This is a genomic window from Amycolatopsis sp. CA-211722, assembly GCF_056828465.1.
Window position 1 is genome coordinate 6,171,741 of sequence record NZ_CP184752.1, and the last position, 26,015, is coordinate 6,197,755.

Sequence of the window (26,015 nt, forward strand, 5' to 3'; positions counted from 1 at the left end):
TACGAGGCGGATCACGCAACTGGTACATACCATTTGGGTCATATCGCCCGGCTGGAACGTGGGGTGATATGGCGGTGATCCGTGCTGGTCCGGCGGTCGATTTCGTTGCGGTGCAACGGTTCAGGCGGTCTCGGAGGAAAGGCGGCGCCGACGTGTGATTCGGTGCCCTTCGGAGTGATTACCGTACTTTGGAGGGGTATGGCAAAGGGAACGCCGGAACTTCTCACACTGTGGGGAAGTGCCCGTCGTGCGTGGCCTCGGCGGCCGGTACCGCGAGACCTGCGGATACGGGCGGAGATCGCGGGTGACGGTCTTGTCGCCGTTCTCCGCGGACAGGGTCGACGGTGCCTCGCCTCGTTCGGCCTGGTCGAAGAGAGCGCCCAGCGTGGTCGTCGGAGCTGTACGACTGGCTCCGCGACCACCCCTGCGTCGAGACCGCCACCCAAGGTCTCGTGCTCCGCGAGATGCTCGACAGACACCTCGGGTGGCGTGACCCGGCCGGCCGTTGATCAGGTGAGCAGCCACACCGCCGTGTCCGTCGGGAGCGCACCCTCGACCGGGCCACTGGCCATGAGCACTTCGCGGTGCGGCGGCAACGCCACCGGCTTGTCCGAGAAGTTCAGCACGAAGGCGAAACCCGGCTCCCGCGTGAACGCGAGGACACCGTCGCCCAGCGCCAGCCACTCCAGATCGCCCGGGCCGAGCGCGGGAAGTTCACTCCGCAGGCGCAGGCCGTCGCGGTAGAGCCGGAGCATCGACGCCGGTTCGGCCGCCTGCGCCTCCGCCGTGCTGGAGCGCCATTCCCCGGGCTGGGGCAGCCACGTCCCACCGCTGCCGAAACCGAACGGCGGCGCGTCGCCGGACCAGGGGAGCGGGACACGGCAGCCGTCACGGCCCGGGTCGGCGCCGTTCGTCCGGACCCACACCGGATCCTGACGTAGTCCGTCGGGGATGTCCTCGATCTCCCAGAGCCCGAGTTCCTCCCCTTGGTAGACATACAGACCACCGGGCAGCGCCATGGTCAGCAACGCCGCCGCCCGCGCCCGCCGGGTCCCGAGTTCGCGGTCCACCGGGGTGCCGTGCAGCCGGTCGGCGAACGCGAAGCCGGTGTCGCCTTCGCGGCCGTACCGGGTCACGTGGCGGGTGACGTCGTGGTTCGACAGCACCCAGGCCGCGGGCGCGCCGACCTCGTCGTGCGCCGCCAGCGTCCGCTCGATGACGTCCCGGAACCGCGCGGAATCCCACGGACACACCAGGAAATCGAAGTTGAACGCCGCGTGCAGTTCGTCGCGGCGCAGGTACCGCGCGGCCCTGGACATGTCCGGCAGCCACATCTCGCCGACCATCACCCGGTCACCCGGGTAACTGTCGGCGATCTTGCGCCACGACCGGTAGATCTCGTGCAGCCCTTCCTGATCCGAGAACGGTGTCTCGTCGCCGGGGTCGACGTCGGGCAGCCGCGGGTCCTTCACCAGCCCGTCGGCGACGTCGATGCGGAAACCGTCGACCCCGCGGTCGAACCAGAACCGCAGCACGTCCTCGAAATCGGCGCGGATGTCCTGGTTCTCCCAGTTGAAGTCCGGCTGGCGCGAGCTGTAGAGGTGCAGGTACCACTCGCCGTCCGGGACCCGTGTCCACGCGGATCCGCCGAAGCGTGACTTCCAGTTGTTCGGCGGCTCGGAGCCGTCCGGCCCGCGACCCGGCCGGAACCAGAACCGTTGCCGCTCGGGCGATCCCGGCTCGGCGGCGAGTGCGTCCTTGAACCAGCGGTGCTCGTCGGAGCAGTGGTTCGGCACGATGTCGATGATCACGCGGATCCCCTTGGCGTGGGCCGCGGCGATCAGGTCCTCCGCTTCGGCGAGCGTGCCGAAGAGCGGGTCGATCTCCCGGAAGTCGGCGACGTCGTAGCCGCCGTCGTCCATCGGCGACGGATACCACGGGGTGAACCAGATCGCGTCGATCCCCAGTTCGGCCAGATAGTCCAGCCGTGCGCGGACGCCGGCGAGATCACCGACACCGTCACCGTTCCCGTCCGCGAAACTGCGGATGTAGACCTGGTAGATCGCCGCGCTCCGCCACCATCCGGCGGACTGCCCCAATGCGGTCACGGAAGTGCCCTCCTCAGTTGTTCGTGGATACCCCGAAATGCGGCGAGAAATTCAGCCCTTGAGGCTGCCGGCGGTGAGCCCGGCGAGAATATGCCGCTGGAACGCCAGGAACAGCGCCACCATCGGCAGGCTGGCCAGCACCATGCCGGCGACGAGCACGTTCAGCGGCATGTCGATGGCCACCCGCTGCAGCATCACCGACAGCGTCTGCTTTTCGGTGTCCGGGAACACCAGCAGCGGCCAGATGAAGTCCTTCCACGCGGCCACCACCGCGAGGATCGAGACCACGGCCAGGATCGGCCGGGAGATCGGCAGGATGACGCGCCACAGCGTGCGGACCGGTCCGGCGCCGTCGAGCCGCGCGGCCTCGATCAGCTCGTCCGGGATCTGGTCGAAGAACCGTTTCAGCAGATAGATGTTGAACGCGTTCGCGGCGGCGGGCAGCCAGACCGCCGCCGGCGAGTTGATCAGGTTGACGTTCAGCAGCGGCAGATCGGTGATCGTCACGTAGGTGGGCACCAGCAGCGCCGCCGCCGGGAGCATCAGCGTCACCAGCATCAGCCCGAGCACGACGTTGCCGAACTTCGGCCGCAGCTTCGACAACGCGAACGCCGCGGGGACGTCGATCGCCAGCTGGGCCAGCCAGGCGCCGCCCGCGACGACGACGGTGTTGAGGAAGTACTTGCCGAGGCTCAGCTGGTCCCACGCGTCGGCGAAGGTCTCCGGATGCCACTCGGCCGGGATGAACGTCGCCGGGGTCTGCGCCAGTTCTTGCGGTGACTTCATCGCACCGGTCACCGCCCAGTACAGCGGGAACAGGAACGCGATGACGAACAGGAGCAGGGTGCAGGCGAAGATCACCGCGTACCCGATCTTGCCGCCCGGACTGCGGAACGTGCTGGGGGAGACGAGCGTCCTCATGACTGATCCGCCTTCCGGGTCAGGCGCACGTACAACGCGGAGAACACCCCGAGCGCGACGAACAGCAGCAGGCTCAACGCGCTGGCCGAGCCGAAGTCGTTGTAGACGAAGGCATAGCGGTACAGCAGCAGGAGCACGGTGACGGTCGAGTCGTCCGGGCCGCCGCCGGTCATCACGTACGGCTCGGTGAACACCTGCATGGTCGCGACCACCTGCAGCAACAGCAGCACCAGCAACACGAACCGGGTCTGCGGCAGCGTGACGTGGATCAGGCGTTTCCACAGCCCGGCGCCGTCCAGCTCCGCGGCTTCGTAGAGCTCACCGGGGATGGTGCCGAGCGCGGCGAGGTAGATCAGTGTGGTGCTGCCCATGTTCGCCCAGGTCGACACGAACACCAGCGACAACATCGACGTGTCGCTCGAGTCGAGCCACTGGCCGCCGGGCAGGCCGACGGCACCGAGCGCGGAGTTGAACAGACCGGCACCTGGGTCGTAGAACCACTTCCACATCAGGGCGGTGACGACCGGCGGCAGCATCACCGGCAGGTAGACGGCGAGCCGGAAGAACGCCTTGGCGTGCCGCAGTTCGTTGAGCAGCACCGCGGTCACGAACGGCACCACGAACCCGAAGACCAGCGCGAGCCCGGTGAACAACAGCGTGTTGCGCCAGGCGACGCCGAACAGCGGGTCTTCGAACAGGCGGGTGAAGTTGTCGAACCCGACCCACGTCGGCGGGTTGACGAAGTCGACCTGCTGGAAGCTCAGCAGCACCCCGCGCACGATCGGGTACCAGGAGAACAGCGCGAACACCACGAGCGCGGCGCACAGCAGGCCGTAGGCGGTGAGATTCTCCTTGAGCTTGCGGCGCAACCGGTTCCGGCGGCGTTCGGCGGCCGAAGCGACCGGACGACGGACCCGCGACGACGCTGTCGCGGGCCAGTCGAGGACGCTACTTGACCTGGGCGAGGACACTGTTGACCTTCGACACGGCCGACGACAGCTGCTGATCGATATTCGCGTTCCGATCGGTGAGCACCGCCTGCATCACACTGTCGAGGATGGCGTAGACCTGCTGCGCGTTCGGCGGTTCGATACTGCCCTTGATCCGCGAGCTGGCGTCCACATAGGACTGGTAGTTCTCGGCGGGAACGTTGGCGTGCTTGGCCTTGATCGCGAGCTGCTGGTCACGGACGGCGCCCTGCCAGACATCCGGGGTCGGCTCGGCCGGCAGCCCCACGGGTTGTTTGCCGTCGACGTACTGCTGGACGTGCTTCTCGAACCGCTCCGGGTTGAGGTACTTCCAGCGGACCCATTCCAGGCCGGCCTTGATCTTCTCCGGCGAGGCCTTGGGGTTGAGCATGTAGCCCTCGCCGCCGAGCAGCGTGCCCTGCCCGCCCGGCATACCCGCGACACCGTAGTCCTCGTACTTGCCGTTGAACTGCTTGACCAGCACCGGCACGTTGTCCGGGGCGGCCATGTACATGCCGAGCTGACCGGCGCCCATCATGCGCTGGACGTCCTGCGCTTCGAGCAGCTGCTTGCTGCCCATGGTGTCGTCTTCCCACCGCATGGCGCGCAGCTGGTTCAGGGCGGCCTTGGCCTTGTCGTTGTCGAACGCGGCGACCCATTTGTCGCCGTCCTTGCGGGCGACCTCGCTGCCCATCGAGTAGAGCCAGGCGGTCAGGTGCCAGCCGCCCTGGTTGTTCTTGCTGTAGTCGGCGTACCCGACTGTTCCGTTGCCCAGCGCGGTGATCTTCTTCGCGGCCTCGCGGACCTCGTCCCAGGTTCGCGGCGGCTTGTTCGGGTCGAGCCCGGCCTTCTGGAACAGCGGGCGGCTGTAGACCAGGCCCATGCTGTAGTTCATCGTCGGCAGGCCGTAGAGCTTGCCGTCGGCGTCCCGGAAGTTGTCCAGTAATTCCGGCTTGATGTCGCCGAAGTTCTTCAGTCCCTTGGCCGCTTCGGTGATGTCGGCGGCCTGGCGGCGCGCGATGATCTGGGCCGGGTCGGTGAAGTAGACGTAGTAGACGTCTTCGAGCTGCCCGCCGGCGAGCTTGGCGGAGAACGTCTTCGGATCCATGAACCCTTCGTGCGGTTCGATGTCGATGTCCGGGTGGCTCTCCTCGAACTCCTTGACGTCGGCGTCGAAAACGCCGCGCTCGAACGGCTGGCTGGTCGGGGGCTGGCCGGTCACGGTGATCTTGACCTTGCCCCCGGTGCTTTCACCGGAACCGGAACCGCAGGCGGCCACCCCCAGGGTGAGCCCGCCCGCGAGGAGCAGGCAGAACATCCGGCGGCGCACGGCAGGGGACCAAGTGCTGCTCATCTTCAAGCCTCATCTCGGGATCGCGACGGCTGTCACGTGATTGCGGTCACTCTAAAGTGAAGCCCCGGATCAACGCAATAACTGAATGAGAACTTGCAACTTTGCGACAGTCGCGGTCGTGGGGTGCCCCAAGTACGTGAAGGCCCCCTTCACTGCGCTAGGCGCAATGAAGGGGGCCTTCACGTACTTGGGGCGCGACGCCCCGCAATTAGTCGGCTAAACGCGGCGCGCGGTCGAACCTCGGACGACGAGTTCGGGCGCGAACAGCAGTTCCTCGGCCGCGACCTCGCCGCCGTTTATGCGTTTGACCAGCAGTTCCACCACGGCGCGACCCATCGCCTCGATCGGCTGGCGGGTCGTGGTGAGCGGCGGGTCGGTGCAGTTCATGAGGGCCGAATCGTCGTAGCCCACCACCGAGATGTCTTCGGGTACCGACAACCCCTGCCGCCGGGCCGCGCGGATCGCGCCCAGGGCCAGAAGGTCGCTCGCGCACAGGACGGCGGTCGCGCCGCGCGGGTACAGCCTGGCCGCGGCCGCGTGCCCGCCTTCGATGGAGAACATGCCATGTTCGACGAGTTCGTCCAGCACCGGGAGACCGAGTTTCGCCGCGTAGGCCCGGAACGCCTCGAGTTTGCGCTGCGAGGGCACGTGATCGTTCGGGCCGAGGACGAGACCGATCTTCTCGTGGCCGAGGGAGCTCAGATGCCCGACGACCTGCTCGACGGCGACCGCGTCGTCGCACGAGATCTGCGGCAGCCCGAGATGGTCGACGGCGGCGTTGATCAGCACCGTCGGCAGGCGGCGCTCGGCGAGATGGTGGTAGTGGGAGTGCACCGCGTCGGCCTGGGCGTAGAGCCCGCCGGCGAACACGACACCGGAAACCTGCTGTTGCAGCAGCAGCTCGACGTACTCCGCTTCGGAGACGCCGCCCGCTGTCCGGGTGCACAGCACGGGGGTGAAACCCTGCTGGGCGAGTGCGTTGCCCATGATCTCGGCCAGCGCGGGGAAGATGGGGTTCTGCAGTTCGGGAAGGACCAGCCCGACCAGGCGGGCGCGATCCCCGCGCAGCTGGGTCGGCCGTTCATAGCCCATCACGTCCAGCGCGGTGAGGACGGCGGCCCGGGTGCCGGCGGAGACCCCGGACCGGCCGTTGAGTACCCGGCTGACCGTGGCTTCACTGACCCCGACCTTGCGGGCGACTTCGGCAAGACGACGCGTCATGGCTGAAACATTACCGCAAGTGAGCGCAAGAACTAGACACTCTTGATCGGTGCGGTTACCCGGAAGTCACGTGAGGAGGGCACGAGGGCGGCGGCCGCCGGAGCGGCGAAGCAGACGGCCGCGCACACCGTCAGCACCGGCTCCGCCCCGAACCGGTCGATCGCGGGCGCGATGAGCGCGAGCCCGGCGGGCGCCAGGCCGTACGAGAACAAGAAGTCCAAAGAGGACACCCGTGCGAGCTTCCCCGGCTCGACCTCCCGCTGGGTCGCGGTGAACCACGGGACGTTGAACAGTTCGATGCCCAGCCCCGCGATCGCGTACGCGGCGACGACGAAGGCCGGGTGCACCGGGAACAGGAGGCTCAGCGGCGCGAAGCCGTAGCAGCCGAGCCCGATCAGCGCCGCCCAGCCCTGCCGTTTCGGGCGCCAGCGTGCGATGACGACGGCGCCCGCGAGCGCGCCGAGGGTGTACGCGGTGAGCCCGGCGGCCAAGACGGTTTCTGTGTCGTAGCGGTCGCGGCTGACCAGCGGCAGCACGACCCCGGTGGCGGAATAGCCGGTCGCGATCACGGCGGTCAGGGCGCCCAGCCCGGCCAGGAACCACGGGTGACGGCGGGCTTCGCGGAGACCTTCGGCGAACTCGCCGAAGAAGCGGACCTTGGCAGGCGCAGGCGCGAAGGTGCCTCTCGGCGGGATCAGTGCCGCCCCCAGCCACAGCGCCCCGGTCGCGATCACCAGGGCCGACGTCGAAGCGAGCTGGGAGAGCAGGGCGGTGAGCCCGGGCGCGACCAGGGTGGTGACCCGGACGGCGAGCGTCATCGCGGCGTTGGCCTGCTGACGCCGGTCCTCGGCGATCACTTCCGCGGTCAGCGCCTGGAACGCCGGGCGGCACGCGCCCTGCCCGACGCCGACGACGGCGGCCGCGGTGGCCGTCACCAGGACCGACCGCCCCATACCGGCCGCGATCAGGGGAGTGGCGGCACCCGCGACGAGACCGGCCCAGAGCACGACCCCGCGCCGCGGGTACCGGTCGGCCAGCACCCCCGCGACCGGGACGGCGACGAGGAACCCCACGGTCCGGGCGGCGAGCACGATACCGAGGTCCACGGCCGAAAGCGACCGTTCCAGCACCGCGAGCCCGAGGATGAACGGCAGCGCCCAGGTCGCCAGCCCGGAGGCGGTGTTCCCGGTCCAGAGCCGGAGGAAGGACAGGCTGCGGAACACCGGGGTGACGATAGCAAGGAGAGACAACGGGCCCTGTCTCGCTCTACTCTGCCTCCCGTGCGCACGCCGACCTCGCCCCGAGGCCCGGTCAGGCGTCTCCGCGGCGGGGCCGTGGGGGTCCTGACCGGCACTTTGGCGACCGGTGCCCACGCCGGGACCAGCGGACGCGCCCCGGACCTCGGTGTCGTCGTGCTGCTCGTCGCCCTGCTGAGCTGGGTGGCGTACGCGTTCGCCGGACGCCGGCGCGGTCCGCTGGCCATCCTCGGCCTGGTGGCGGGCGGGCAGCTGGCGATGCACGCCTGCTTGACCTTCCTGACCTGGCAGTCGCACGCCCATCACGCCGAAACCCCGGGCAACGGCCTGGCCATGACGGCCGGGCACGCCGTCGCGACCCTCGTGGTGGTGATGGTGCTGGCGGGCGCCGAGCACGCCGTGTTCGCGCTCACGGCCCTGATCGCTTCGGTTCTTCCGCGCCGCCTGACCCCGCGGCCGGCGACGGCGCCGCTGCGGATCCACGTCCCGCTCGTGGTGGAGTTCCCCGCGACCGAGGCGCTCCTGCGCGACGTGCTGTCGCGGCGCGGCCCGCCGGTGACGTTCGCCTGACCCCCGAAACCCTGCCGAGACCCCATGTCGCGGCAGGGCTCAGCACGCGTGCCGTGACCACTCCGGCGCGCGGCGCAGGCGCACGCCTCCCCACCGACGCCTCAGGAGTTCCCCCCCCCCATGGCAACACGAATCGAATCGACCACCAGCCCGCCGCGCGCGTCCGGCTGGCGCGGGCTCTTCCTCCGTCTCCATTTCTACGCCGGCGTTCTCGTCGGACCGTTCGTCCTCATCGCCGCGCTCACCGGCGTGCTGTACGCGGCGACGCCGCAGATGGAGTCCTGGATCTACGCCGATCAGCTCCGGGCGCCCGTCGGACTGAATCAGGCCTCCCTGGCCGACCAGGTCAAAGCGGCCCAAGCGGCCAACCCCGGCGGTGACCTGGTCGCCGTCCGGCCCGCCCCCGAACCGGGCGACACCACCCGCGTGCTCTTCGCCGAAGACGGGCTCGGCGAGTCCGAACGGCGCGCGATCTTCGTCGACCCCGCCACCGCGCAGGTGCGCGGGGATCTCGTCGCGTATGGCTCGAGCGGTGCCTTGCCGTTCCGGACCACGCTCGACCAGTTGCATCGCAACCTGCTGCTCGGTGAACCGGGACGGCTCTACAGCGAGCTGGCCGCCTCCTGGTTGTGGGTGGTCGCGCTGGGCGGTCTCGTGCTGTGGGTGAGCCGCCGCCGCGCCCGCCGGACCGAGAAGGCCGAGTCCGAGCGCGGGAAGTCGGTGCGCCGTCACGGATCCGTCGGCCTGTGGGTGCTGCTCGGCGCGCTGTTCCTTTCCGCGACGGGGCTGACGTGGTCGGCGTATGCGGGCGAGAACGTCTCCGCGTTACGTGAATCCCTCGGCTGGGCCACCCCGGCGTTGAAGGTGACCGGCGGCGACGAGCATGCCGGACACGCGGGTCATGGCGAAGCTCCTGCCGCACCGGCGCCCGCGAAGCCCGAGAGCGTGGACGCGATGCTGGCCTCCGCCCGCGCGGCCGGGATCGACGCGGCCTCGGTGGAGATCGGGCTGCCCACGAAACCCGGCGCTCCTTGGCAGGTGGCGGAAATCGAGCGCGGCTGGCCGACACAGGTCGACGCCGTCGCGGTCGATGGGACCACCGGGCAGATCCTGGGCGAGGTCCGGTTCGACGACTACCCGCTGATGGCCAAGCTCGCCCGGTGGGGGATCGACGCGCATATGGGCGTGCTGTTCGGCTGGCCCAACCAGATCGTGCTGCTCCTGCTCGGCGCCGGTCTGGTCACGCTCGTCGTGCTCGGCTACCGCATGTGGTGGCGGCGCAGGCCGACCCGGGCCACCGGGCTGACCTTCGGGCGCCCCATCCCGCGCGGTCAGTGGCGCAAGGCCCCGCTCGCCCTGGTGGTCGGGCTGCTCGTCGCCGCCGCCGGGATCGGCTGGTTCGTGCCGCTGCTCGGCATCAGCCTGCTCGCGTTCCTGGTGATCGACCTGCTGCTGGGCCTGCGATCCCGCGGCCGGTCCACAGCGGACTCGACCGACGTCACGGTGTGAGTTCCGCGCTCGCCGCCCACAACCGGGCGGCGAGCGCGGTGTCGGCGAGCTTCCCGCGGACCGGCTCCAGCCTCGGCTCACCACGCAGGCCGAACACGCGGGGGCCGAACATCTCGCCGCCGCGCACGGCGGGATCGAGTACCGCGCGTACCGCGGGCCAAGCCCCGGCTTCTTTGCCCTGCACCAGAAGCCCGGCCGGGAACTTCCGCCCGGAGGCCTCGGGATGCACCGGCCTCGGCGGGGTGAGGGAATCGAGGGCGCCGCCGGGATGGTCGACGACGCTCAGTACCGGGCTCCCGGCCGCGCGCAGCCGCCTGTCGAGCTCGAAGGCGAACAGCATCTGCGCCAGCTTCGAGCGCGCATAAGTGCGTTTGGGCTGGTAGTCCCGTTTGCTCTGGAGATCGTCCAGATCGAGTTCCGCGGACTTGCCCACGAAACTGCCCGTGGTGACGACGCGGCCGGCGTCCGCCGCTTCGAGCAAGGGCATCAGCTGGTGCACCAGTACGAAATGCCCGAGATGGTTGGTGGCGAATGTCAGTTCGAGGCCATCGGCGGTCTCCCGCCTCGGCTGGTTCTCCAGGAGTACGCCCGCGTTGCAGACGACGGCGTCGAGCCGGTCGATCCCCAGAGTGTCCACTGAGGACTTGAGGGACGAGTGATCGGAGAGATCGAGCCGCACGTGCCCGAGACTCGCGTCCGGCACCAGGGAACGGATCGACGTCATCGCCGCTTCCGCCTTGGCGGTGTCGCGGCTGCCGAGGAGCACGGTGGCGCCGGTGCCGGCGAGCTGTTCGGCGACGAAATAGCCGATCCCCGCGTTGCCGCCGGTGACCAGGAAGGTCTTTCCGTCGGCGCGCGGCGGGTGGTGGACGTCCCAGTGGCTCACGGAGCTCTCCTCAAAGTCGAAGTCACTCCGAAAGTACACTCATTCCGAGTTGGGAGTGACTTCGCTGTAAGGTGGGCGCATGGGAGCGACCGAGCCGGGAAGGCGTGAACGCAAGAAGGCGGCGACGCGCCAGGCCCTCGCGGGCGCGGCGCGAGACCTGTTCCTGGAACGGGGTTTCGACAACGTCACCGTCGCGGAGATCGCCGACGCCGCGGACACGGCGGTGTCCACGCTGTTCGCGCACTTCCCGGGCGGCAAGGAGGCGCTGATCCTCGGCCACGGCCACGAACGCGAAGCGGCCTTGGCCGCCGCGGTGCGTGACCGGGCCGAGGGCACGTCGATCCTGCAAGCGCTGCGGGACTTCCTCGCGACCCGTGGCCCGTTCGACCCGGATCCTGATCCACTGGCGCGGCGTGTCGCGGATCTGGTGGTGGCCACCCCGGCGTTGCGCGCCTACGCCAGGGCGTTGTGGACGGGGTGCGAGGACGCGCTCGCGAAGGTCATCGCCGAAGCGTCGGGGCAGGACGATTTCTCCGTGCGCCTGCTGGCGCGCTACGTCCTGGAGGTCCCGGACCTGGCCGGGGTCGAGGCCGATCCCGCCGCCGCGCTGGACGCCGCGTTCGTGTTCCTTCGGCGAGGCTGGCCGGGGTTCTGACCGTCCGCGCCGAGGTCCTCGGTCGGCACGTCGTGTGTCTCGCGGGCGGTGAGCGCGGCCGCGGCACTGACCAGGCACACGGCGGCGGTGAAGACGGCGACGCCGAGCCAGTCGCCCTTCCCGGTGCCGATCGCGGCCACCACGCTCGGGGCGAAGCCGGCGATGGCGAACCCGATCTGCGTGCCGATCGCCATGCCCGAAAGCCGGACCTTGGCGCTGAACATCTCGCCGTAGAACGACGGCCACACCCCGTTGACGGCGCTGTAGGCCACGCCGAACAGCAGGATTCCGACGGCGAAGATCAGCGGATACGAACCGTCCGAAAGGGACCACAGGTACGGGAAGATCAGCGCCGCGCAGGCGAGGCAGCCCGCGACGAACACCGGTTTACGGCCGATCCGGTCGGAAAGCCCGGCCAGGAAAGGGATCGCGACCAGCGCGGCGACGTTGGCCAGTACGCCGACCCACAGGATCGGCCCACGTTCCAGCCCGACCGTGTTGACCGCGTAGCTCAGCGCGTAGACGGTGAAGATCGTGCTGACCGAAGCGATCGTGGCCGCGACGACGACGCGGAGAACGTCCTTCCAGTGCGTCCGGAACAGCACGGCGACCGGCAGTTTGGCGACCTCGGCCCGGTTCTGTTCGAACACCGGGGTTTCGTCGATCTTGCGGCGGATCACGAACCCGACGACCACCACGACGGCGCTGCACCAGAACGGGATCCGCCAGCCCCAGGTGAGCAACTGCTCCTGGGGGAGCGCGGCGATCGGCAGGAAGACCGCGGTGGCGAGGATCTGCCCGGCCTGGGTACCGCTGAGGGTGAAGCTCGTGTAGTAGCCGCGCCGGTGGGGCGGCGCGTGCTCCAGTGACATCGAATTGGCGCCCGCCTGCTCCCCGGCGGCCGAAAGTCCTTGCAGGAGGCGAAGTATCACCAGCAGGACCGGCGCGAGCGCGCCGACGGAGGCGTACGTCGGCAGGCAGCCGACCAGGAATGTCGTGACGCCCATCAGCACCAGCGTGAAGACCAGGACCTTCTTGCGGCCCAGCCGGTCGCCGACGTGCCCGAGCACGAACGCGCCGACCGGCCGGGCGAGGTAGCCGACGCCGAAGGTCGCCAGCGCGAGGAGTGTGCCGGTGGCGGGGGAGGACGCGGGGAAGAAGACCTTGTTGAACACCAGTGCGGCGGCGGTTCCGTAGATGAAGAAGTCGTAGTACTCCAAGGCGCTGCCGATCCAGGCGGCCAACGCCGCCTTGCGGGGCATGCCTTGCGTGCCAGGGGAGGGAGAGGCCACGTCGACGCTCCAGGGGATGAGCCAGCAATGTACGATCTAGTTAGTTAATACAGCCTGTGAGACGGTGCCGAGGTTGTCAAGAGCCGGGAATTCAGGCCGTCAGGTAGTCGATCACCAGATCGCCCAGCATCAGGCGATAGTGATCGCGGCGCGCGGGGTCGAGCATGTCGCGGCCGAAGATCGCGGAGAAGGTGTGCCGGTTCGCGAGGCGGAACACGCAGAACGAGCTGATCACCATGTGCACGTCGAGCGCGTCGACGTCGTCGCGGAACCGGCCGGCCTCGCGGCCGCGGTCGAGGATGCGGGTGAGCACGTCGAGGGCCGGGTTCGCCATGCCGGACAAGGCTTCCGAACGCGCGATGTGCTCGCCGTGGTGGATGTTCTCGATGCTCACGAGGCGGATGAAGTCCGGGTTCGCCTCGTGGTGGTCGAAGGTGAGCTCGGCGAGCTGGCGGATCGCGTCCTCGGGTTCGAGATGGTCGACGTCGAGATCCTGTTCGAGGGCGCGGATGGTCGCGTACGCCCGTTCGAGTGCGGCGACGTAGAGCTGCTCCTTGCCGCCGAAGTAGTAGTAGATCATCCGCTTCGTGGTGCTCGTGCGGGCGGCGATCTCGTCCACCCTGGCGCCGGCGTAGCCCTTGTCGGCGAACTCCCTGGTGGCCACCGCGAGGATTTCGGCGCGGGTGCGTTCCTTGTCGCGCTGGCGCTCGACCTCGGACGACGGTGCGGCCACCTGACTCCCTCCGAACCGCTGGTGGAGGCCCCACTCTAGCGCAGCCCTTCTCGTGCCGAGCGGTCCGCGCTACAGTGAACTCACTAGTTCGTACATTAAGGAGGATCTTGGTGAGCGGCTACCTCATCGGCCTGGTCGGCACCGGTATCGGGCCTTCGCTGAGCCCGGCGCTGCACGAACGGGAAGCCGACGAGCTCGGGCTGCGCTATCTCTACCGGCGCCTCGATCTCGACGTGCTGAAGCTGCCGATCGGCGAGGTGCTGGCCGCCGCGAGGACCGCGGGTTTCGACGGTCTCAACATCACGCATCCGGTGAAACAGCTGGTACTGCCTTATCTCGACGAGGTCGCGCCGGACGCCGCGGCGCTCGGCGCGGTGAACACGGTGGTGTTCCGCGAAGGGCTCGCCACCGGGCACAACACGGACGCGACCGGTTTCGCCCGCAACCTCATCCAGGGGCTGCCGGACGCCGACATGGACACGGTCGTCCTCCTCGGCGCGGGCGGCGCGGGCGCGGCCGTGGCCCATGCCCTGCTCTCGCTGGGCGCCGGGCGGCTGATCGTCCACGACGTCGACTCGGCGCGTGCCGGAACCCTGGTCGACGCGCTGCGACGGCGGTTCGGCGACGACCGGGCCCTGACCGGTTCCCTCGAAGACGTCCGGATGGCCGACGGCCTCGTTCACGCCACCCCGACCGGGATGGCGGCGTACCCGGGATCGCCCGTTCCCGCCGGGGCGCTGCGCCCGGGCATGTGGGTGGCCGACATCGTCTACCGGCCGTTGGCGACCTCGCTGCTCGAACAGGCGCGAGAGCGGGGCTGCCGGACGTTGCACGGCGGCGGGATGGTGGTCTACCAAGCGGCGGACTCGTTCCGCCTGTTCACCGGCGCGGAACCGGACGCGGACCGGATGCTCCGGCATTTCGAAGCGCTGGAAGGGAATCCCGCCCATGCCCGGTGACACCGCCATCGCGACCGTCTGCCTTTCCGGCACGCTGGAGGACAAACTCGCCGCGGCCGCAGCGGCCGGCTTCGACGGCGTCGAGATCTTCGAGAACGACCTGATCGCGTCCCGGCGGACGCCTTCGGAGATCAGGCGGCTCTGCGCGGACCTCGGCCTCACGATCGATCTCTACCAGCCGTTCCGCGATTTCGAGGCGGTACCGCCGGACGTGCTCCGTGCGAATCTCCGCCGGGCGCGGCGGAAGTTCGACCTCATGGCCGAACTCGGGGCCGACACCGTCCTGGTCTGTTCGTCGGTCTCGCCCGACGCCGTCGACGACGACGATCTGGCCGCCGAGCAACTGCGCGAGCTGGCTTCGCTGGCCGCGTCCCGTGGAATCCGCGTCGCCTACGAAGCGCTCGCGTGGGGCCGGTTCGTGAACACCTACGAGCACGCGTGGCGCGTCGTGCGGCGGGCCGACCATCCGGCGCTGGGAGTCTGCCTCGACAGTTTCCACATCCTGTCGCGGCGCAGCGATCCTCGCGCGATCCGGACGATCCCGGGGGAGAAGATCTTCTTCCTGCAACTGGCCGACGCGCCGTTGCTGGACATGGACGTGCTGCACTGGAGCAGGCACCATCGGCTCTTCCCCGGACAGGGCGCGTTCGACCTGGCCACGTTCACCGGGCACGTGCTGGCGGCCGGCTATCGAGGGCCGCTTTCGCTGGAGGTGTTCAACGACGTCTTCCGGCAGGCTGACCCGCGGCCCGCGGCCGTCGACGCCATGCGATCGCTGGTGGCGCTGCGGGAATCCGTCGGCGCCCTCGCGGTTCCCGAGGCGCCCCGGCTGGACGGGCACGCCTTCGCGGAACTCGCGGTTCCGGCCACTGTGCTCGCGGAGCTCGGTTTCACGCAGGTCGGAACGCATCGCTCGAAACCGGTTCGCCTGTGGCAACAGGGATCGGCACGGCTGCTGGTGAACGAAGCCGCCGCGGCGGGCACGATCAGCGCACTCGGTCTGACCAGCGCGAACCCGGCCGGATCGGCCCGGCGCGCGGAGGACCTGCTCGCGCCCGTGCTGCCCCGCGAGCACGGCCCGGGCGAGGCGGACCTCTCCGCCGTCGCCGCGCCGGACGGGACCGAGATCTTCTTCTGTGGCAACGAAGAATGGCTTCGCGACTTCGTTCCCACCGGGGCGCTTCCGGCGGGGGTGGGGATCACCGGCATCGACCACGTGGCCCTGACCCAGCCCTTCGACCACTTCGACGAGGCGACGCTGTTCTACCGTTCGGTGCTCGGCCTGCGGCCCGAGCCGGTGTCCGAATTCGCGGCGCCGTTCGGGCTGGTGCGCAGCCGGGCGGTCGGGAACCGGGACGTCCGGCTGACGTTGGACAGCGCCCTGGTGCGGCGAGGGGAGTGGGCGCCGGGAGTGCCTTCGCCCCAGCACATCGCCCTCGTTTGCGAGGACGCGATCGCGGTCGCGAGGGCGATGCGGGAGGCGGGCGCGCCACTGCTTTCGATCCCCGGGAACTACTACGACGACCTCGACGCGCGGTTCGATCTGCCGTTTTCGGCCGCTCTCCGGGAGAACTCGGTGCTGTACGACCGGGACTCTTCCGGCGAGTTCCTGCACTTCTGCACCGAACTGGTCGGATCGCGGGTGTTCTTCGAGGTCGTGCAACGGATCGGCGGATATCGCGGGTACGGGGTCGTGAACACGCCGGTGTACATGACCGCGCACCGGGAACGGCGGCTCAGCCTCGCGCGCTGAGCCGGATCGCCGAGACGAGGAAGAACACTCCGCCGAGGACGGCGTATCCGGCCAGGTTCAGCAGTGAGGCGTCCGGTCGGGCGGCCTGCAGGACGAAGGAAGTCCCGGCGAGAGCCGAGATGGCCCCGCTGGCGATCATCGCCCACTGACCGCCCAGTTCGCGGCGGCCGACGCCGACGGCGAGCTGGACGAGACCCGACACGATCGCCCAAGCGCCCCAGACTCGCAGCACCGACGGGATGCCGGAGGTGGCGGCGAACACGAGGCCGGCGGCGGCGAACGCGCTGATCGCGATGTTCACGTACAGACCGGGCGCGGGCTTCGCGTCCTGTGCCGAGCGAAGATCGATTGCGGCGGCGCCGACGTCGAACAGGGGATACAGCACGAGCAGCGCGACGCTGACCGGTCCGAGCTTGGACGCGCTCGCGAACAGCAGGCCGGCCCACACGAGCGCGAAGCCGAAGCGAACGAAGTACAGGCGTCGCAGGGTGGGCGCGAGGATGGCGGTGCGGCTGCTCACAATGGCTCCCTAGAAGTGAGGAGAACGTTCGGTCTACATGGACTCTGGCAGTTGCGCGCGGGTTCGGTCAAGACCGAACGTTCTATCCCGTAAGCTGGCCGTAATGTCTCAACGTCAAGCGTCCGAAGCGCGCACAAGGCTGCTCACCACGGCGACCAGGCTCTTCTACACGGAGGGCATCCACTCCGTGGGTATCGACCGGATCGTGGCCGAGGCCAAGGTGACCCGGGCGACCCTGTACCGGCACTTCCCGGGCAAGGACGACCTGATCGTCTACTACCTGCAGGAAGCCGACCAGGCGATCCGTGGCCAGATCGACGCCATCGTCGCCAGGGGGACGGCGGCGCCGGACACCCTGCGGGCGATCGCCGGGAACATCGCGGAAGGCATCCGGTCACCCGGATTCCGCGGCTGCGCCTTCCTCAACGCGGCGTCGGAGTACCCGGATCCGGCACATCCCGTGCATCGAGCCGTCCTCGCCCACCGCGAATGGTTCGCGCGGGTGATCACCGAAGTGCTGGCCCGAGCGGGGAGCGCTCCGGCCGGACTCGCGGCTCGCCGCTTCGTCCTGCTGCGGGACGGCGCGATGGCCACCGGCTGCCTGTCCGATCCCGCGCCGATCTGTGAAACCTTCCTCGAAGGAGTCGAAGACCTGCTGCGGCTTCACGTCACCTCGTGAGTGGTAAAGCCGGTTCTAGTGACCCGTAAGGCAAATGTGGCGTGTTCGGGCGCTTGCTGGATGCGGGCTTCGGTGTCGCGAAAGCCACTTTCGGGACATCAGGCGTCGCGAAAGTGGCTTTCGCGACGTGTCCGAGCCTTCCGTCGCCCACAAGGACCGCACCAGCTGTGGCGAAGGGGACTTTCCTCGCGTGCGATGAGGGGAAAGCTCCCTTCACTTCGCCGAGCGCCCCCGAGCACCGGTCCGTGAAGGCCTCCCCGCCCGACAGGACACAATTGCCCTACGGCCGTCATGGGCGAGGCGGGTCGGGTGTCAGCTCGGCGGCTGCTCTGCCTGCGAACGGGGTTCCGGCGGCTGCTGGGCCGGAGGAGTCGGTTGTGCCTGAGCCGGAGGAGCGAAGCCAGGCTGTGCGGCGGGGTAACCGGGCTGTGCGGCCGGGTAGCCCGGCTGGGCGGCCATCGGGTAGCCGGCGGGCGGTGCGAAGCCCTGCTGCCGCTGGGAAGGACGGCCGCTCTTGACGACCGCGATCGCGACCAGCAGCCAGGAGAGCAGTGAGGCGATGTCGAACACCAAGGCGACCGCGAGGTAGATCGTGCGGATGGCGTCGATGGACAGGTCGCCGGACGCGCTCCAGTCCGGCACGTTCAACGCCAGGAACTGCCACACGATGGCCATCACCGTCGTGACGAGCATGACCGCGAACGCGGCCACCATCAGGCCGGAGACGCCCCGAGCGCGTCCTTTGACCGAGACGATCAGGCCGACCAGGCCCACCGCGAGTTGCAATACCAGTGGAATGGACTCGATGCTCGCGAACGATAAGGGGGACATGCTCGCCTTCCGCAGCTCTCCGCCGGAACCAGGACGTCCGGCCGGAGCGATCCTATGCGGTCACGGGGGATCACCGATCAGAATCCGATGGGCAGGCCCGCGTAGTTCTCCGCCAGGCCCGTCCGTCCGGCTTCGCTCCGCGCCAGCCACTGCAACTGCGAAAGCTGCAACTGCCGGTCGAACGGGTCGCCGGACTGGTGCAGCATCGTCGTCATCCACCACGAGAAGTGCGTACACCGCCAGACCCGGCGCAGTGCGTTGTCGGAGTAGGCGTCGGCGAGCGCGAAGTCTTTGTCTCGCACCAAAGCGGCCAGCGCGGGAGCGAGGAGGGCGACGTCGGCGACGGCGAGGTTGAGCCCCTTCGCGCCGGTGGGCGGCACGATGTGGGCGGCGTCGCCGGCGAGGAACAGGCGGCCGTGCCGCAGGGGCTGCTGCACGAAACTGCGCATGGGCAGCACACTCTTGTCGGTGATCGGCCCCGGCGTGAGCGTCCAGCCGTGCTGGCCGTGGCCGAGCCGGGTCGCGAGCGCCTCCCAGATCCGGTCGTCGGACCAGGCGTCGATGTCGGTGCCGTTGGGCACTTGCAGGTACAGCCTGCTGACGGTGGCCGAGCGCATCGAATGCATGGCGAAACCGTCGGGATGCCACGCGTAGATGAGCTCGTCGGTCGACGGGGCGACGTCGGCGAGCACCCCGAGCCACGAGTACGGGTAGGTACGTTCCCAAGTCTGCTTCGCGGCGTCGGGGATCGCGGTGCGGCAGGGCCCGAAGGAGCCGTCGCAGCCGACGACGACGTCGGCCTCCAACCGCTGTCGTGCGCCTTCCGCGTCGGTGAAGGTGACGTAGGGCCGTTCGGTATCGATGCCGTGAACGGCGGTGTCGGTGACTTCGTAGTGGATCTGCTGCCCGGCCGCCGCGCGCGCCATGCCGAGATCCTTCGTCACCTCGGTCTGCCCGTACACGGTGACGCTTCGGCCCACCAGGGCCACGAAGTCGAGGTGATGGCGTTCTTCGGGCCATTGCAGGTAGATGCCCCGGTGCTCGTCGCCTTCACGGTCGAGCCGCGCACCGAGTCCCGCCTCGCGAAGAAGGTCCACTGTGGACTGTTCGAGGATGCCGGCCCGGATCCGCGCCTCGACGTACTCGCGCGAGCGGGTCTCGACGATCACCGATTCGACCCCGGCCAGATCGAGCAGATGCGACAGGAGCAGTCCGGCCGGGCCGGCGCCGACGATGGCGACTGGGGTACGCATGACCGGAGTCTGGCCGCCCGGTCGCCGAACCGCTAGCGCCCGCTTCCACTCAGTGAAACCCGCAGGCTCCGGCCGATACCGGCGGCGGCGACCTGGAGCGCGGAGATCAGCCGGGCCCGGCCCCGGCTCAGATCGGGAACGACCAGGCCGAGCGCCGCGACGACTTCGCCACCCGACGGCCGGATCGGGACGGCGACCGAGCAGGCACCCCGGCTCATCTCCTCGACGGTCTGCGCGTAACCCTCTCGCCGGACGCGGCGCAACTGTTCGCGCAGGCGCCCGGGCTGCGTGACGGTGTACGGCGTGACGCGGGTCAGCGAGGCGAGTACCTGCCGCTGAACGTCCTCCGGTGCCCAGGCCAGCAGGACCTTCCCGACCCCGGTGGCGTGCAGCGGCAGCCGTCCGCCGATCCGGCTGACCACCGGCACGGACGCGTTCCCGGAGAGCCGGTCGAGGTAGAGCACCTGGTCGCCGTCACGCTCGCCGAGGTGCACCGTGGCGCCGGTCGCGCCGTAGAGATCCTGGAGGAAGGGAGCGGCGACCTGCCGCAGTTCGAACTGGACGGGCGCGAGCAGCCCGAGGTCCCACAGCCGCCTTCCGACGGCGTACCGGTCCTCGCGCCGCTCCAGCGCTCCCAGGCCCACGAGTTCGCGGGCGAGCCGGTGCGCGGTGGGCAGCGGGAGAGCGGCCCGCTCCGAGAGCTCGGTCAGGGACAGCTCTCGATGGTCGACGTCGAAGGCGCCGAGCAGCGCGAACGCCCGCGACGTGACGCTGGCGCCGGGCGTCGACAGATTCCCGGGCATCCACCCATGCTCTCACTGAGTGGAAGTCAGGGCGAGCCCGAGCCACAGCCCACCGACCGCGAGCACGATGGACGCCGGGACGGTGAGCAGGCCGAGCCGGGTGAACTCACCCAGCTCGAGCCGGGTGTCGTGCCGGTGCAGGATCCGCCGCCACAGCAGCGTGGCCAGCGATCCGACGTAGGTGAGGTTCGGCCCGAGGTTGACCCCGATCAGCACGGCCAGCACCACCGGTGTCCCGCCGGCGGTGGCGAGCGGCAGCAGGACGAGCACGGCGGGCAGGTTGTTGATCAGGTTGGCGAGGACGGCCGCCACCGCGGCGGCGCCGAGCAGGGCGGCGAACGAGGTGGAAGTCGGCACCAGATGGCTGAGCGCCTCGTCCAGCCCGTTGTCGACGACGGCGCGGACCACGATCGCCAGCGCGAGCACGAAAGCGACGAACGGGATGCTCGCCGACCGCACGATCGCGGCGGGCGAGGTCCGCCGCCGCACGAGCGCACGGCAGGCCAGGACGGCGGCACCGGCGAACGCGGCCCACGCGGGGCTGACGTCCAGCAGGGAAGTGACCACGAACCCGGCCAGCGTCAGCCCGAGCACGACGAGGACGAATGCCGGAACCTTCCCGGCCGGAACGGCTTTCGCGCCTCGTGGCGGGGCTGCCAGGTCTGCGGCGAAGAACCGGCGGAACACCAGGTATTCGGTGAGCACCGCCGCGAGCCAGGGCAACGTCATCAGCGCGGTGAACCGCAGGAACGAGATCCCGGTCGCGGCGACGGCGAGCAGATTGGTCAGTTTGGACACCGGCAGCAGCAACGAGGCCGAGTTGGCCAGATGCGTGCAGGCGTAGGCGTGCGGTTTGGCGCGTGCGCCCATCCGCGCGGCGGTCGCGAACACGACCGGGGTCAGCAGCACGACGGTGGCGTCCAGACTGAGCACCACGGTGACGGCCGCGGCGACGACGAACACCGCGGGCAGCAGCCGTCGCGGCCGTCCCCGGCTGAACCGCGCCATGAGCGTCCCCGCCGCCTGGAACAGTCCCTCGTCGTCGCACGACTTGGCCAAGACGAGCACCGCGACGAGGAAGCCCGCGACCGGTGCCAGCCTGGTCACTTCGTCGAGGGCGTCGGGGAACGAGATCACTCCGGTCACCAGGACGATCGCCGCGGCGGGGACGGCGGCGACCGCTTCCGGGAGACCGCGTGGCCGGATCACCGCGAAGGCCAGGACGACCAGCAACAGCGCGATGGACACCAGCTCGCCGGGAATGCCTGTCAGTGCGCACCTCCTCCGGGTGAAGCCGACTCCGGCAATCTAGGCTGGGCCTGGTGCGAGAGACGAACTGGGCGGGAAATCAGACCTTCGCCGCGGAGCGGATCCTCCGGCCACGCACGATCGGACAGGTTCAGGAGGCCGTCGCCGGCGCGAGCGCGGTCAAGGCGATCGGCAGCAGGCACTGTTTCAACGACATCGCGGACAGCCCGGGTGGCGTCTTGCTCGATCTCTCCGCGCTCTACAGGGACATCGTCCTCGACGCGGGTTCGGCGACGGTCACGGTGCCCGCGTCGGCCCGCTACGGTGACATCGCGGTCCAGCTGCACGCCGCCGGGTTCGCCCTGGCCAACCTCGCGTCGCTGCCGCACTGCACGGTGGCGGGCACCGTCGCGACGGCGACCCACGGCTCCGGACGGCGTAACCAGAGCCTGGCGTCGGCGGTGTCCGGTGTGGAGCTGGTGACCGCCGACGGCGAGCTGAAGTCGTTCTCCCGGCACGGCGGCGTGGTCGTCGGTCTCGGCGCGCTGGGTGTGGTGACCCGGCTGACCCTCGACTTGGTGCCGTCGTTCGACCTCCGCCAGGACGTCTTCGACGGCCTGCCCTGGGAAGCGGTGTACGAGCACTTCGACGAGATCCAGGACGCCGGGTACAGCGTCAGCCTGTTCACCAACTGGGCCCGCGACGAGGTGGACCAGATCTGGATCAAAGGACCGGGGCGAGCTGGCGGGGACTTCTTCGGCGCGACGGCGGCGGACGGGCCACGGCATCCGGCCCACGCGGCGGGTGTCCCGGCGGACAATTGCACGCGACAGCTCGGCGTCACCGGACCGTGGCACGAACGGATCCCGCATTTCCGCCTGGACTTCACGCCCAGCATCGGGAACGAACTCCAGACCGAGTACTTCGTGCCCGTCCGGCACGCCGTCGCGGCGATGGAGGCGCTGCGCGAACTCGGGTCCCGGCTGGCACCCGTCCTGCTCACGTCCGAGATCCGCACGGTCGCGGGGGACGACCTGTGGCTCAGCCCGTTCCACGGAGGCGAACGGCTGGCGCTGCACTTCACCTGGCTGCCGGACGAGAAGGCGGTCCGGGAGCTGCTGCCCGTGATGGAGGAACGGCTCGCCCCGTTCGACGTCCGGCCGCACTGGGGGAAGCTCTTCCACCGCGCGGCCGACTACCCGAGGCTGCCCGATTTCCGGGCGCTCGCCGACGAACTGGACCCGGACGGCAAGTTCCGGAACCCGTTCGTCAGGCGGCACGTGTTCGGGGAGCGCTAGTCCGATTGCGACCAGGCCGCGACGGGCAGGGAGAGGTACACGCCGACGTCGTCGATCCCGGTCGCGGATTCGATACTCGTGCGCAGCAGGTCCGCCCGCTCCTGGCGATTGTCCGCCCGGCTCGGGAACCACTTCGACCGGACTTCCACCAGGAGGTCGAGCCCGGAGCGGTCGAAGGGCCCCGGTGCGCGGAAACGCAGTTCCACGTCGCCCGGCTGGAGGTCGCCGTCGTAGGGCTCCTCGGGGCACTCCACCGCGACGGACACGAGATGCGGCAGAACCGAGCCGAGCTCACGAAGCTTGGCTTCGGGAAGATGGGGCGCGTAGGTGATTTCCACGAGAGGCACGGCACAAGCCTAGGACAGGTGAAAACTGCTATCGTGGCGGCAGTTGCTTGCTCGCGCGGGAAGATCCCCGGCTGCTGCACTGGAGCCGCACGTTTCTCCCGAGGAGCCTTCATGTCTCTTCCCCTCGCCCGTCGTATGGACGGCGTCACCAGTTCTCCCGTGCGCGATCTGCTCGCGCTCACCGCCCGCCCGGGCGTGATCTCGTTCGCCGGTGGCATGCCCGCGCCGGAACTGTTCGATGTGGACGGCCTCCGCGCCGCCTTCGACCGGGCACTCGCCGACAAGTCGGCGCTGCAGTATTCGCCCACCGAAGGGAATCCGCGGCTGCGCGAGCTGCTCGCGCGACGGCTGTCCGGTCGCGGGCTCGCGACCACTGTGGACGATCTCCTGATCACCACGGGTTCACAGCAGGGCCTGCAACTGCTGAGCACCGCGTTGCTCGATCCCGGCGCCACCGTGCTGGTGGAAGAACCGGCGTACCTGTCGGCGCTGCAATGCTTCCAGCTCGCCGAGGCGCGCGTCGTGCCCGTCCCCGGCGACGCGGAAGGGATCGACCCGGCCGCGCTGGACGAGATCGCGGCGAGGGAGCGGCCGGCGCTGCTGTACCTCGTCCCGACGTTCTCGAATCCGTCCGGGCGCACGATCGGTCCGCGGCGACGCCGCGCGCTCGCGGAAGTCATCGCGCGTCACGGGTTCTGGCTCGTCGAGGACGATCCGTACCACGAGCTGCGGTATCGCGGCGAACGCGAGGAACCGCTGTCGGCCCGCCCGGAACTCGCCGGGCGCACGATCTACCTCGGCAGCTTCTCGAAGGTGATCGCCCCGGGGATGCGGCTGGGCTGGTTCCGCGCGCCGACGGACCTCCTGCGCCGCGTCACGATCCTCAAGCAGGCGACCGATCTGCACAGTTCGACCGTCGACCAGGCGGCCGCGGCCGAGTATCTGGCCGTCGCGGATCTCGATGCGCACGTGCGGAAGCTGTGCGCGACGTACCGCGTGCGCCGTGACGCGATGCTGGCCGAACTGCCCGCGATCACCCCGCCGGGCACGACGTGGACCGATCCGGACGGCGGGATGTTCGTCTGGGTGACTCTTCCCGGCGGCGCGGACACGGACCGATTGCTTCCCGAGGCGCTGCGGGAGGACGTCGCTTTCGTGCCCGGCTCGGCGTTCCAGCTGGGGGAGCCGGATCGGTCGGCGCTGCGGCTGTCGTTCGCCACGCACGCTCCGGAGACGATCGCCGAGGGCCTGCGGAGGCTGGGCAAAGCCCTGTCGCGGTGAGGTGAGCGTCGTCCGGGGTCTCGTACCCCGGCTCGGGTGTGTAAGGGGCGGGTCGGGTCGGCAGCGACCGTGTCTCAAGGGACGACACGCGTGACCGGATGGACGACACGTGTGATCAGGCGGACGACTCGCGGCGGACCGGCCGCAGGCGTGTGTCGTCCCGCTGATCACGTGTGCCGTCCGGCCAGTCACGTGTGTCGTCCATCTGGTCACGTGTGTCGTCCATCCGGTCACGCGAAGCGGCTCCGCCGGCCTCTCAGAGAAGCTGCCGCGCCCATTCGGTGATCACGGCGGCCGTCTTCGCCGGCTGGTCTTCGGCCGTGTAGGCGTAACTGTCGGGAATGGTCTCCAACGGTGCGTCCAGTCGTTCGACGAACCGCTGCGCGTTGGCGAGCGGGAACACGCGATCCTCGGCGGCCCAGGCCAGCAGGATCGGTTTGCCGAACCCGGCCGCGAGGTTGGCGGCCGCCTCGCGGCTGTACCGCGCCGACACGCTGCCGATGGCCTTGCGGCCGTCGTGGCGGATCGCCGGGTCGGTCAGCGCCGGGCCGATGTAGCTCTCCATGGCCCGTGCCTCGACGGGGTACTTGGCCAGCCACCCGTAGGTGTTGCGCCAGCGCCAGGTGCGGCGGATCCGCAACGCCTGATAGAGCGCCCGGTAGGTCGCGGGATGGGCGGCGGTCGCCTTGAGCAGCCCGAACCCGCCGGGCTCGGGCGGCCAAGAGCGTTCCGGGGTTTCGCAGCTGTCGAAGCGCTAGTCGGCCTGCGGGTCCCAGGTCAGCAGCCGGACCTTGCTGACGGTCTGGACGTGCCGTCGCATCGCGTTCGCGGCCGCCTTCGGGTCGCCGTTCCGGATGGCCTCGGCGATGTTGTGATGCTGGCTCAGTGAACGCCACGGCCTGCCGGGTTGGCGCAAGGACTCGTTGCGGCTTTCCGCGATCTGCGTGTCGATCGAGCGCATGAACTCGGCGAGGAGGGCGTTGTTCGCGGCGGCGGTGATCGCCTCGTGGAACCGGCGGTCGCCTTCGGCGCCGTGCCCGCCGTCCTCGATCTCGGTCTTCATGTACTCCAGTGCCGCGTCGATGGCGGCGAGATCCGCCTCGGATCGTCGCGACGCGGCCAGCTCCGCGAGCTTGGTCTCCATCGCCTCGCGGGCTTCGAGTACTTCCGGAAGCCGCCTGCGGCGGGCGACGAGCTCGTCGACCGGTTCGACGTCGAGATGATCGTTGCGCAGGTAGGTGCCCCCGCCGTGCCGGGATTCGAGCAGACCTTGCACCTCGAGCACGACGATCGCCTGCTTGATCGACGCGCGGCTGACCCCGAGCCGCTCGGCGAGGTCGCGCTCGCTGGGGAGTTTGTCGCCCGCGCGCAGGCCGGACTCCTCGACGTGCGCCTTGATCCGCTCGACGACCTGCTCGTAGAGCTTCGCCCGGTTCAACCGGCTCAACGCCTCCGGCACTCGGTCCCCTCCCACGACTGGACAAGTGGCTTAGCCAATTTACCACTCATCCCTTGACAGGTGGTCGGCGTCACAGGGAAAGTGGCTCAGCCACTAGTCCACTCGGCCACT

At 69.5% G+C, this 26,015-nt stretch carries 25 protein-coding genes; 8 read left to right on the top strand and 17 right to left on the bottom strand.

Annotated features, from left to right (window positions below):
* Positions 1–509: 509 nt before the first annotated feature.
* From ACOCEP_RS29140 to ACOCEP_RS29165, 6 genes are all read right to left on the bottom strand, one after another.
* Positions 510–2,108, bottom strand: a complete 1,599-nt coding sequence (locus tag ACOCEP_RS29140) for a glycoside hydrolase family 13 protein (RefSeq protein ID WP_482332268.1) — start codon at positions 2,106–2,108, stop codon at positions 510–512.
* Positions 2,109–2,159: 51 nt separating this feature from the next.
* Entirely contained in the window at positions 2,160–3,029 is an 870-nt protein-coding gene (locus ACOCEP_RS29145) for a carbohydrate ABC transporter permease (RefSeq protein ID WP_482332269.1), read from the bottom strand.
* Positions 3,026–4,000 carry a carbohydrate ABC transporter permease gene (locus ACOCEP_RS29150; protein WP_482332270.1) on the bottom strand — a complete coding sequence of 325 codons (975 nt, stop codon included), beginning with the start codon at positions 3,998–4,000 and terminating at the stop codon, positions 3,026–3,028. Before ACOCEP_RS29150 ends, ACOCEP_RS29145 begins: the two co-directional genes overlap by 4 nt.
* Complete coding sequence (locus ACOCEP_RS29155) at positions 3,978–5,351, bottom strand: ABC transporter substrate-binding protein (RefSeq protein WP_482332272.1); 1,374 nt, start codon at positions 5,349–5,351, stop codon at positions 3,978–3,980. The genes ACOCEP_RS29150 and ACOCEP_RS29155 overlap by 23 nt, the downstream gene beginning before the upstream one ends.
* Positions 5,352–5,567: 216 nt before the next feature.
* Positions 5,568–6,572: a LacI family DNA-binding transcriptional regulator gene (locus ACOCEP_RS29160; RefSeq protein ID WP_482332273.1), complete on the bottom strand. Its 1,005-nt coding sequence runs from the start codon at positions 6,570–6,572 to the stop codon at positions 5,568–5,570.
* 32 nt (positions 6,573–6,604) lie between these two features.
* On the bottom strand, positions 6,605–7,795 hold the full coding sequence (locus ACOCEP_RS29165; protein ID WP_482332274.1) for an MFS transporter: 1,191 nt from the start codon (positions 7,793–7,795) through the stop codon (positions 6,605–6,607).
* Between the two features lie 57 nt (positions 7,796–7,852).
* On the opposite strand from ACOCEP_RS29165, the gene ACOCEP_RS29170 reads away from it, so the two are divergent.
* On the top strand, positions 7,853–8,398 hold the full coding sequence (locus ACOCEP_RS29170) for a hypothetical protein (protein WP_482332275.1): 546 nt from the start codon (positions 7,853–7,855) through the stop codon (positions 8,396–8,398).
* Positions 8,399–8,518: 120 nt separating this feature from the next.
* A complete protein-coding gene (locus ACOCEP_RS29175) occupies positions 8,519–9,907 on the top strand; it encodes a PepSY-associated TM helix domain-containing protein (RefSeq protein WP_482332276.1) in 1,389 nt (462 codons plus the stop codon).
* Here the strand turns inward: ACOCEP_RS29175 and ACOCEP_RS29180 are convergent.
* The gene (locus ACOCEP_RS29180) at positions 9,897–10,793 is read right to left on the bottom strand and encodes an SDR family NAD(P)-dependent oxidoreductase (protein ID WP_482332278.1); all 897 of its coding nucleotides are present in this window, start codon (positions 10,791–10,793) and stop codon (positions 9,897–9,899) included. The genes ACOCEP_RS29175 and ACOCEP_RS29180 overlap by 11 nt on opposite strands.
* Before the next feature lie 79 nt (positions 10,794–10,872).
* Between ACOCEP_RS29180 and ACOCEP_RS29185 the strand changes: the two genes are divergently transcribed.
* On the top strand, positions 10,873–11,448 hold the full coding sequence (locus tag ACOCEP_RS29185; RefSeq protein WP_482332279.1) for a TetR/AcrR family transcriptional regulator: 576 nt from the start codon (positions 10,873–10,875) through the stop codon (positions 11,446–11,448).
* Here the strand turns inward: ACOCEP_RS29185 and ACOCEP_RS29190 are convergent.
* Positions 11,346–12,710 (bottom strand): MFS transporter, encoded by a 1,365-nt coding sequence (locus ACOCEP_RS29190; RefSeq protein ID WP_482339840.1) that lies wholly within the window; start codon positions 12,708–12,710, stop codon positions 11,346–11,348. The two genes, ACOCEP_RS29185 and ACOCEP_RS29190, sit on opposite strands and share 103 nt — an antisense overlap.
* 121 nt (positions 12,711–12,831) lie before the next feature.
* Positions 12,832–13,473, bottom strand: coding sequence for a TetR/AcrR family transcriptional regulator (locus ACOCEP_RS29195; RefSeq protein WP_126732242.1), 642 nt, complete (start codon positions 13,471–13,473; stop codon positions 12,832–12,834).
* 110 nt (positions 13,474–13,583) lie between these two features.
* On the opposite strand from ACOCEP_RS29195, the gene ACOCEP_RS29200 reads away from it, so the two are divergent.
* Together ACOCEP_RS29200 and ACOCEP_RS29205 are read left to right on the top strand one after the other, a co-directional pair.
* Positions 13,584–14,432, top strand: coding sequence for a shikimate dehydrogenase (locus ACOCEP_RS29200; RefSeq protein WP_482332280.1), 849 nt, complete (start codon positions 13,584–13,586; stop codon positions 14,430–14,432).
* Positions 14,422–16,185: a bifunctional sugar phosphate isomerase/epimerase/4-hydroxyphenylpyruvate dioxygenase family protein gene (locus tag ACOCEP_RS29205; RefSeq protein WP_482332281.1), complete on the top strand. Its 1,764-nt coding sequence runs from the start codon at positions 14,422–14,424 to the stop codon at positions 16,183–16,185. The genes ACOCEP_RS29200 and ACOCEP_RS29205 overlap by 11 nt, the downstream gene beginning before the upstream one ends.
* On the opposite strand, the gene ACOCEP_RS29210 is transcribed toward ACOCEP_RS29205, so the two are convergent.
* A complete protein-coding gene (locus tag ACOCEP_RS29210; RefSeq protein ID WP_482332282.1) occupies positions 16,169–16,705 on the bottom strand; it encodes a hypothetical protein in 537 nt (178 codons plus the stop codon). The genes ACOCEP_RS29205 and ACOCEP_RS29210 overlap by 17 nt on opposite strands.
* 103 nt (positions 16,706–16,808) lie before the next feature.
* Here ACOCEP_RS29210 and ACOCEP_RS29215 point away from each other — a divergent pair, with 103 nt between their 5' ends.
* On the top strand, positions 16,809–17,384 hold the full coding sequence (locus ACOCEP_RS29215) for a TetR/AcrR family transcriptional regulator (protein WP_482332283.1): 576 nt from the start codon (positions 16,809–16,811) through the stop codon (positions 17,382–17,384).
* Positions 17,385–17,696: 312 nt separating this feature from the next.
* Here the strand turns inward: ACOCEP_RS29215 and ACOCEP_RS29220 are convergent, their stop codons facing one another.
* The 4 genes from ACOCEP_RS29220 to ACOCEP_RS29235 form a co-directional block, all read right to left on the bottom strand.
* Complete coding sequence (locus ACOCEP_RS29220; RefSeq protein WP_482332284.1) at positions 17,697–18,215, bottom strand: hypothetical protein; 519 nt, start codon at positions 18,213–18,215, stop codon at positions 17,697–17,699.
* A gap of 77 nt (positions 18,216–18,292) precedes the next feature.
* Positions 18,293–19,468 (bottom strand): 4-hydroxybenzoate 3-monooxygenase, encoded by a 1,176-nt coding sequence (locus tag ACOCEP_RS29225; protein ID WP_482332285.1) that lies wholly within the window; start codon positions 19,466–19,468, stop codon positions 18,293–18,295.
* 32 nt (positions 19,469–19,500) lie between these two features.
* Positions 19,501–20,271 (bottom strand): IclR family transcriptional regulator, encoded by a 771-nt coding sequence (locus tag ACOCEP_RS29230; RefSeq protein ID WP_482332286.1) that lies wholly within the window; start codon positions 20,269–20,271, stop codon positions 19,501–19,503.
* Positions 20,272–20,283: 12 nt separating this feature from the next.
* A complete protein-coding gene (locus ACOCEP_RS29235) occupies positions 20,284–21,522 on the bottom strand; it encodes an ArsB/NhaD family transporter (protein WP_482339841.1) in 1,239 nt (412 codons plus the stop codon).
* A gap of 71 nt (positions 21,523–21,593) precedes the next feature.
* Between ACOCEP_RS29235 and ACOCEP_RS29240 the strand changes: the two genes are divergently transcribed.
* The gene (locus tag ACOCEP_RS29240; protein ID WP_482332287.1) at positions 21,594–22,817 is read left to right on the top strand and encodes an FAD-binding protein; all 1,224 of its coding nucleotides are present in this window, start codon (positions 21,594–21,596) and stop codon (positions 22,815–22,817) included.
* Here the strand turns inward: ACOCEP_RS29240 and ACOCEP_RS29245 are convergent.
* Positions 22,814–23,164, bottom strand: a complete 351-nt coding sequence (locus ACOCEP_RS29245) for a hypothetical protein (RefSeq protein ID WP_482332288.1) — start codon at positions 23,162–23,164, stop codon at positions 22,814–22,816. The two genes, ACOCEP_RS29240 and ACOCEP_RS29245, sit on opposite strands and share 4 nt — an antisense overlap.
* A gap of 111 nt (positions 23,165–23,275) precedes the next feature.
* Here ACOCEP_RS29245 and ACOCEP_RS29250 point away from each other — a divergent pair, with 111 nt between their 5' ends.
* Complete coding sequence (locus tag ACOCEP_RS29250; RefSeq protein WP_482332289.1) at positions 23,276–24,445, top strand: aminotransferase-like domain-containing protein; 1,170 nt, start codon at positions 23,276–23,278, stop codon at positions 24,443–24,445.
* 256 nt (positions 24,446–24,701) lie between these two features.
* Here the strand turns inward: ACOCEP_RS29250 and ACOCEP_RS29255 are convergent, their stop codons facing one another.
* The gene (locus ACOCEP_RS29255) at positions 24,702–25,085 is read right to left on the bottom strand and encodes an alpha/beta fold hydrolase (RefSeq protein WP_482332290.1); all 384 of its coding nucleotides are present in this window, start codon (positions 25,083–25,085) and stop codon (positions 24,702–24,704) included.
* Positions 25,086–25,199: 114 nt separating this feature from the next.
* Positions 25,200–25,904: a FadR/GntR family transcriptional regulator gene (locus ACOCEP_RS29260; protein ID WP_482332291.1), complete on the bottom strand. Its 705-nt coding sequence runs from the start codon at positions 25,902–25,904 to the stop codon at positions 25,200–25,202.
* Positions 25,905–26,015 lie beyond the last annotated feature (111 nt).

Coding starts and splice junctions, on each gene's coding strand:
- ACOCEP_RS29145 (WP_482332269.1), bottom strand. CDS start 3,029: ATGAGGACGCTCGTCTCCCCCAGCACGTTCCGCAGTCCGGGCGGCAAG.
- ACOCEP_RS29155 (WP_482332272.1), bottom strand. CDS start 5,351: ATGAGCAGCACTTGGTCCCCTGCCGTGCGCCGCCGGATGTTCTGCCTG.
- ACOCEP_RS29160 (WP_482332273.1), bottom strand. CDS start 6,572: ATGACGCGTCGTCTTGCCGAAGTCGCCCGCAAGGTCGGGGTCAGTGAA.
- ACOCEP_RS29175 (WP_482332276.1), top strand. CDS start 8,519: ATGGCAACACGAATCGAATCGACCACCAGCCCGCCGCGCGCGTCCGGC.
- ACOCEP_RS29185 (WP_482332279.1), top strand. CDS start 10,873: ATGGGAGCGACCGAGCCGGGAAGGCGTGAACGCAAGAAGGCGGCGACG.
- ACOCEP_RS29190 (WP_482339840.1), bottom strand. CDS start 12,710: ATGCCCCGCAAGGCGGCGTTGGCCGCCTGGATCGGCAGCGCCTTGGAG.
- ACOCEP_RS29205 (WP_482332281.1), top strand. CDS start 14,422: ATGCCCGGTGACACCGCCATCGCGACCGTCTGCCTTTCCGGCACGCTG.
- ACOCEP_RS29215 (WP_482332283.1), top strand. CDS start 16,809: ATGTCTCAACGTCAAGCGTCCGAAGCGCGCACAAGGCTGCTCACCACG.
- ACOCEP_RS29220 (WP_482332284.1), bottom strand. CDS start 18,215: ATGTCCCCCTTATCGTTCGCGAGCATCGAGTCCATTCCACTGGTATTG.
- ACOCEP_RS29225 (WP_482332285.1), bottom strand. CDS start 19,468: ATGCGTACCCCAGTCGCCATCGTCGGCGCCGGCCCGGCCGGACTGCTC.
- ACOCEP_RS29230 (WP_482332286.1), bottom strand. CDS start 20,271: ATGCCCGGGAATCTGTCGACGCCCGGCGCCAGCGTCACGTCGCGGGCG.
- ACOCEP_RS29250 (WP_482332289.1), top strand. CDS start 23,276: ATGTCTCTTCCCCTCGCCCGTCGTATGGACGGCGTCACCAGTTCTCCC.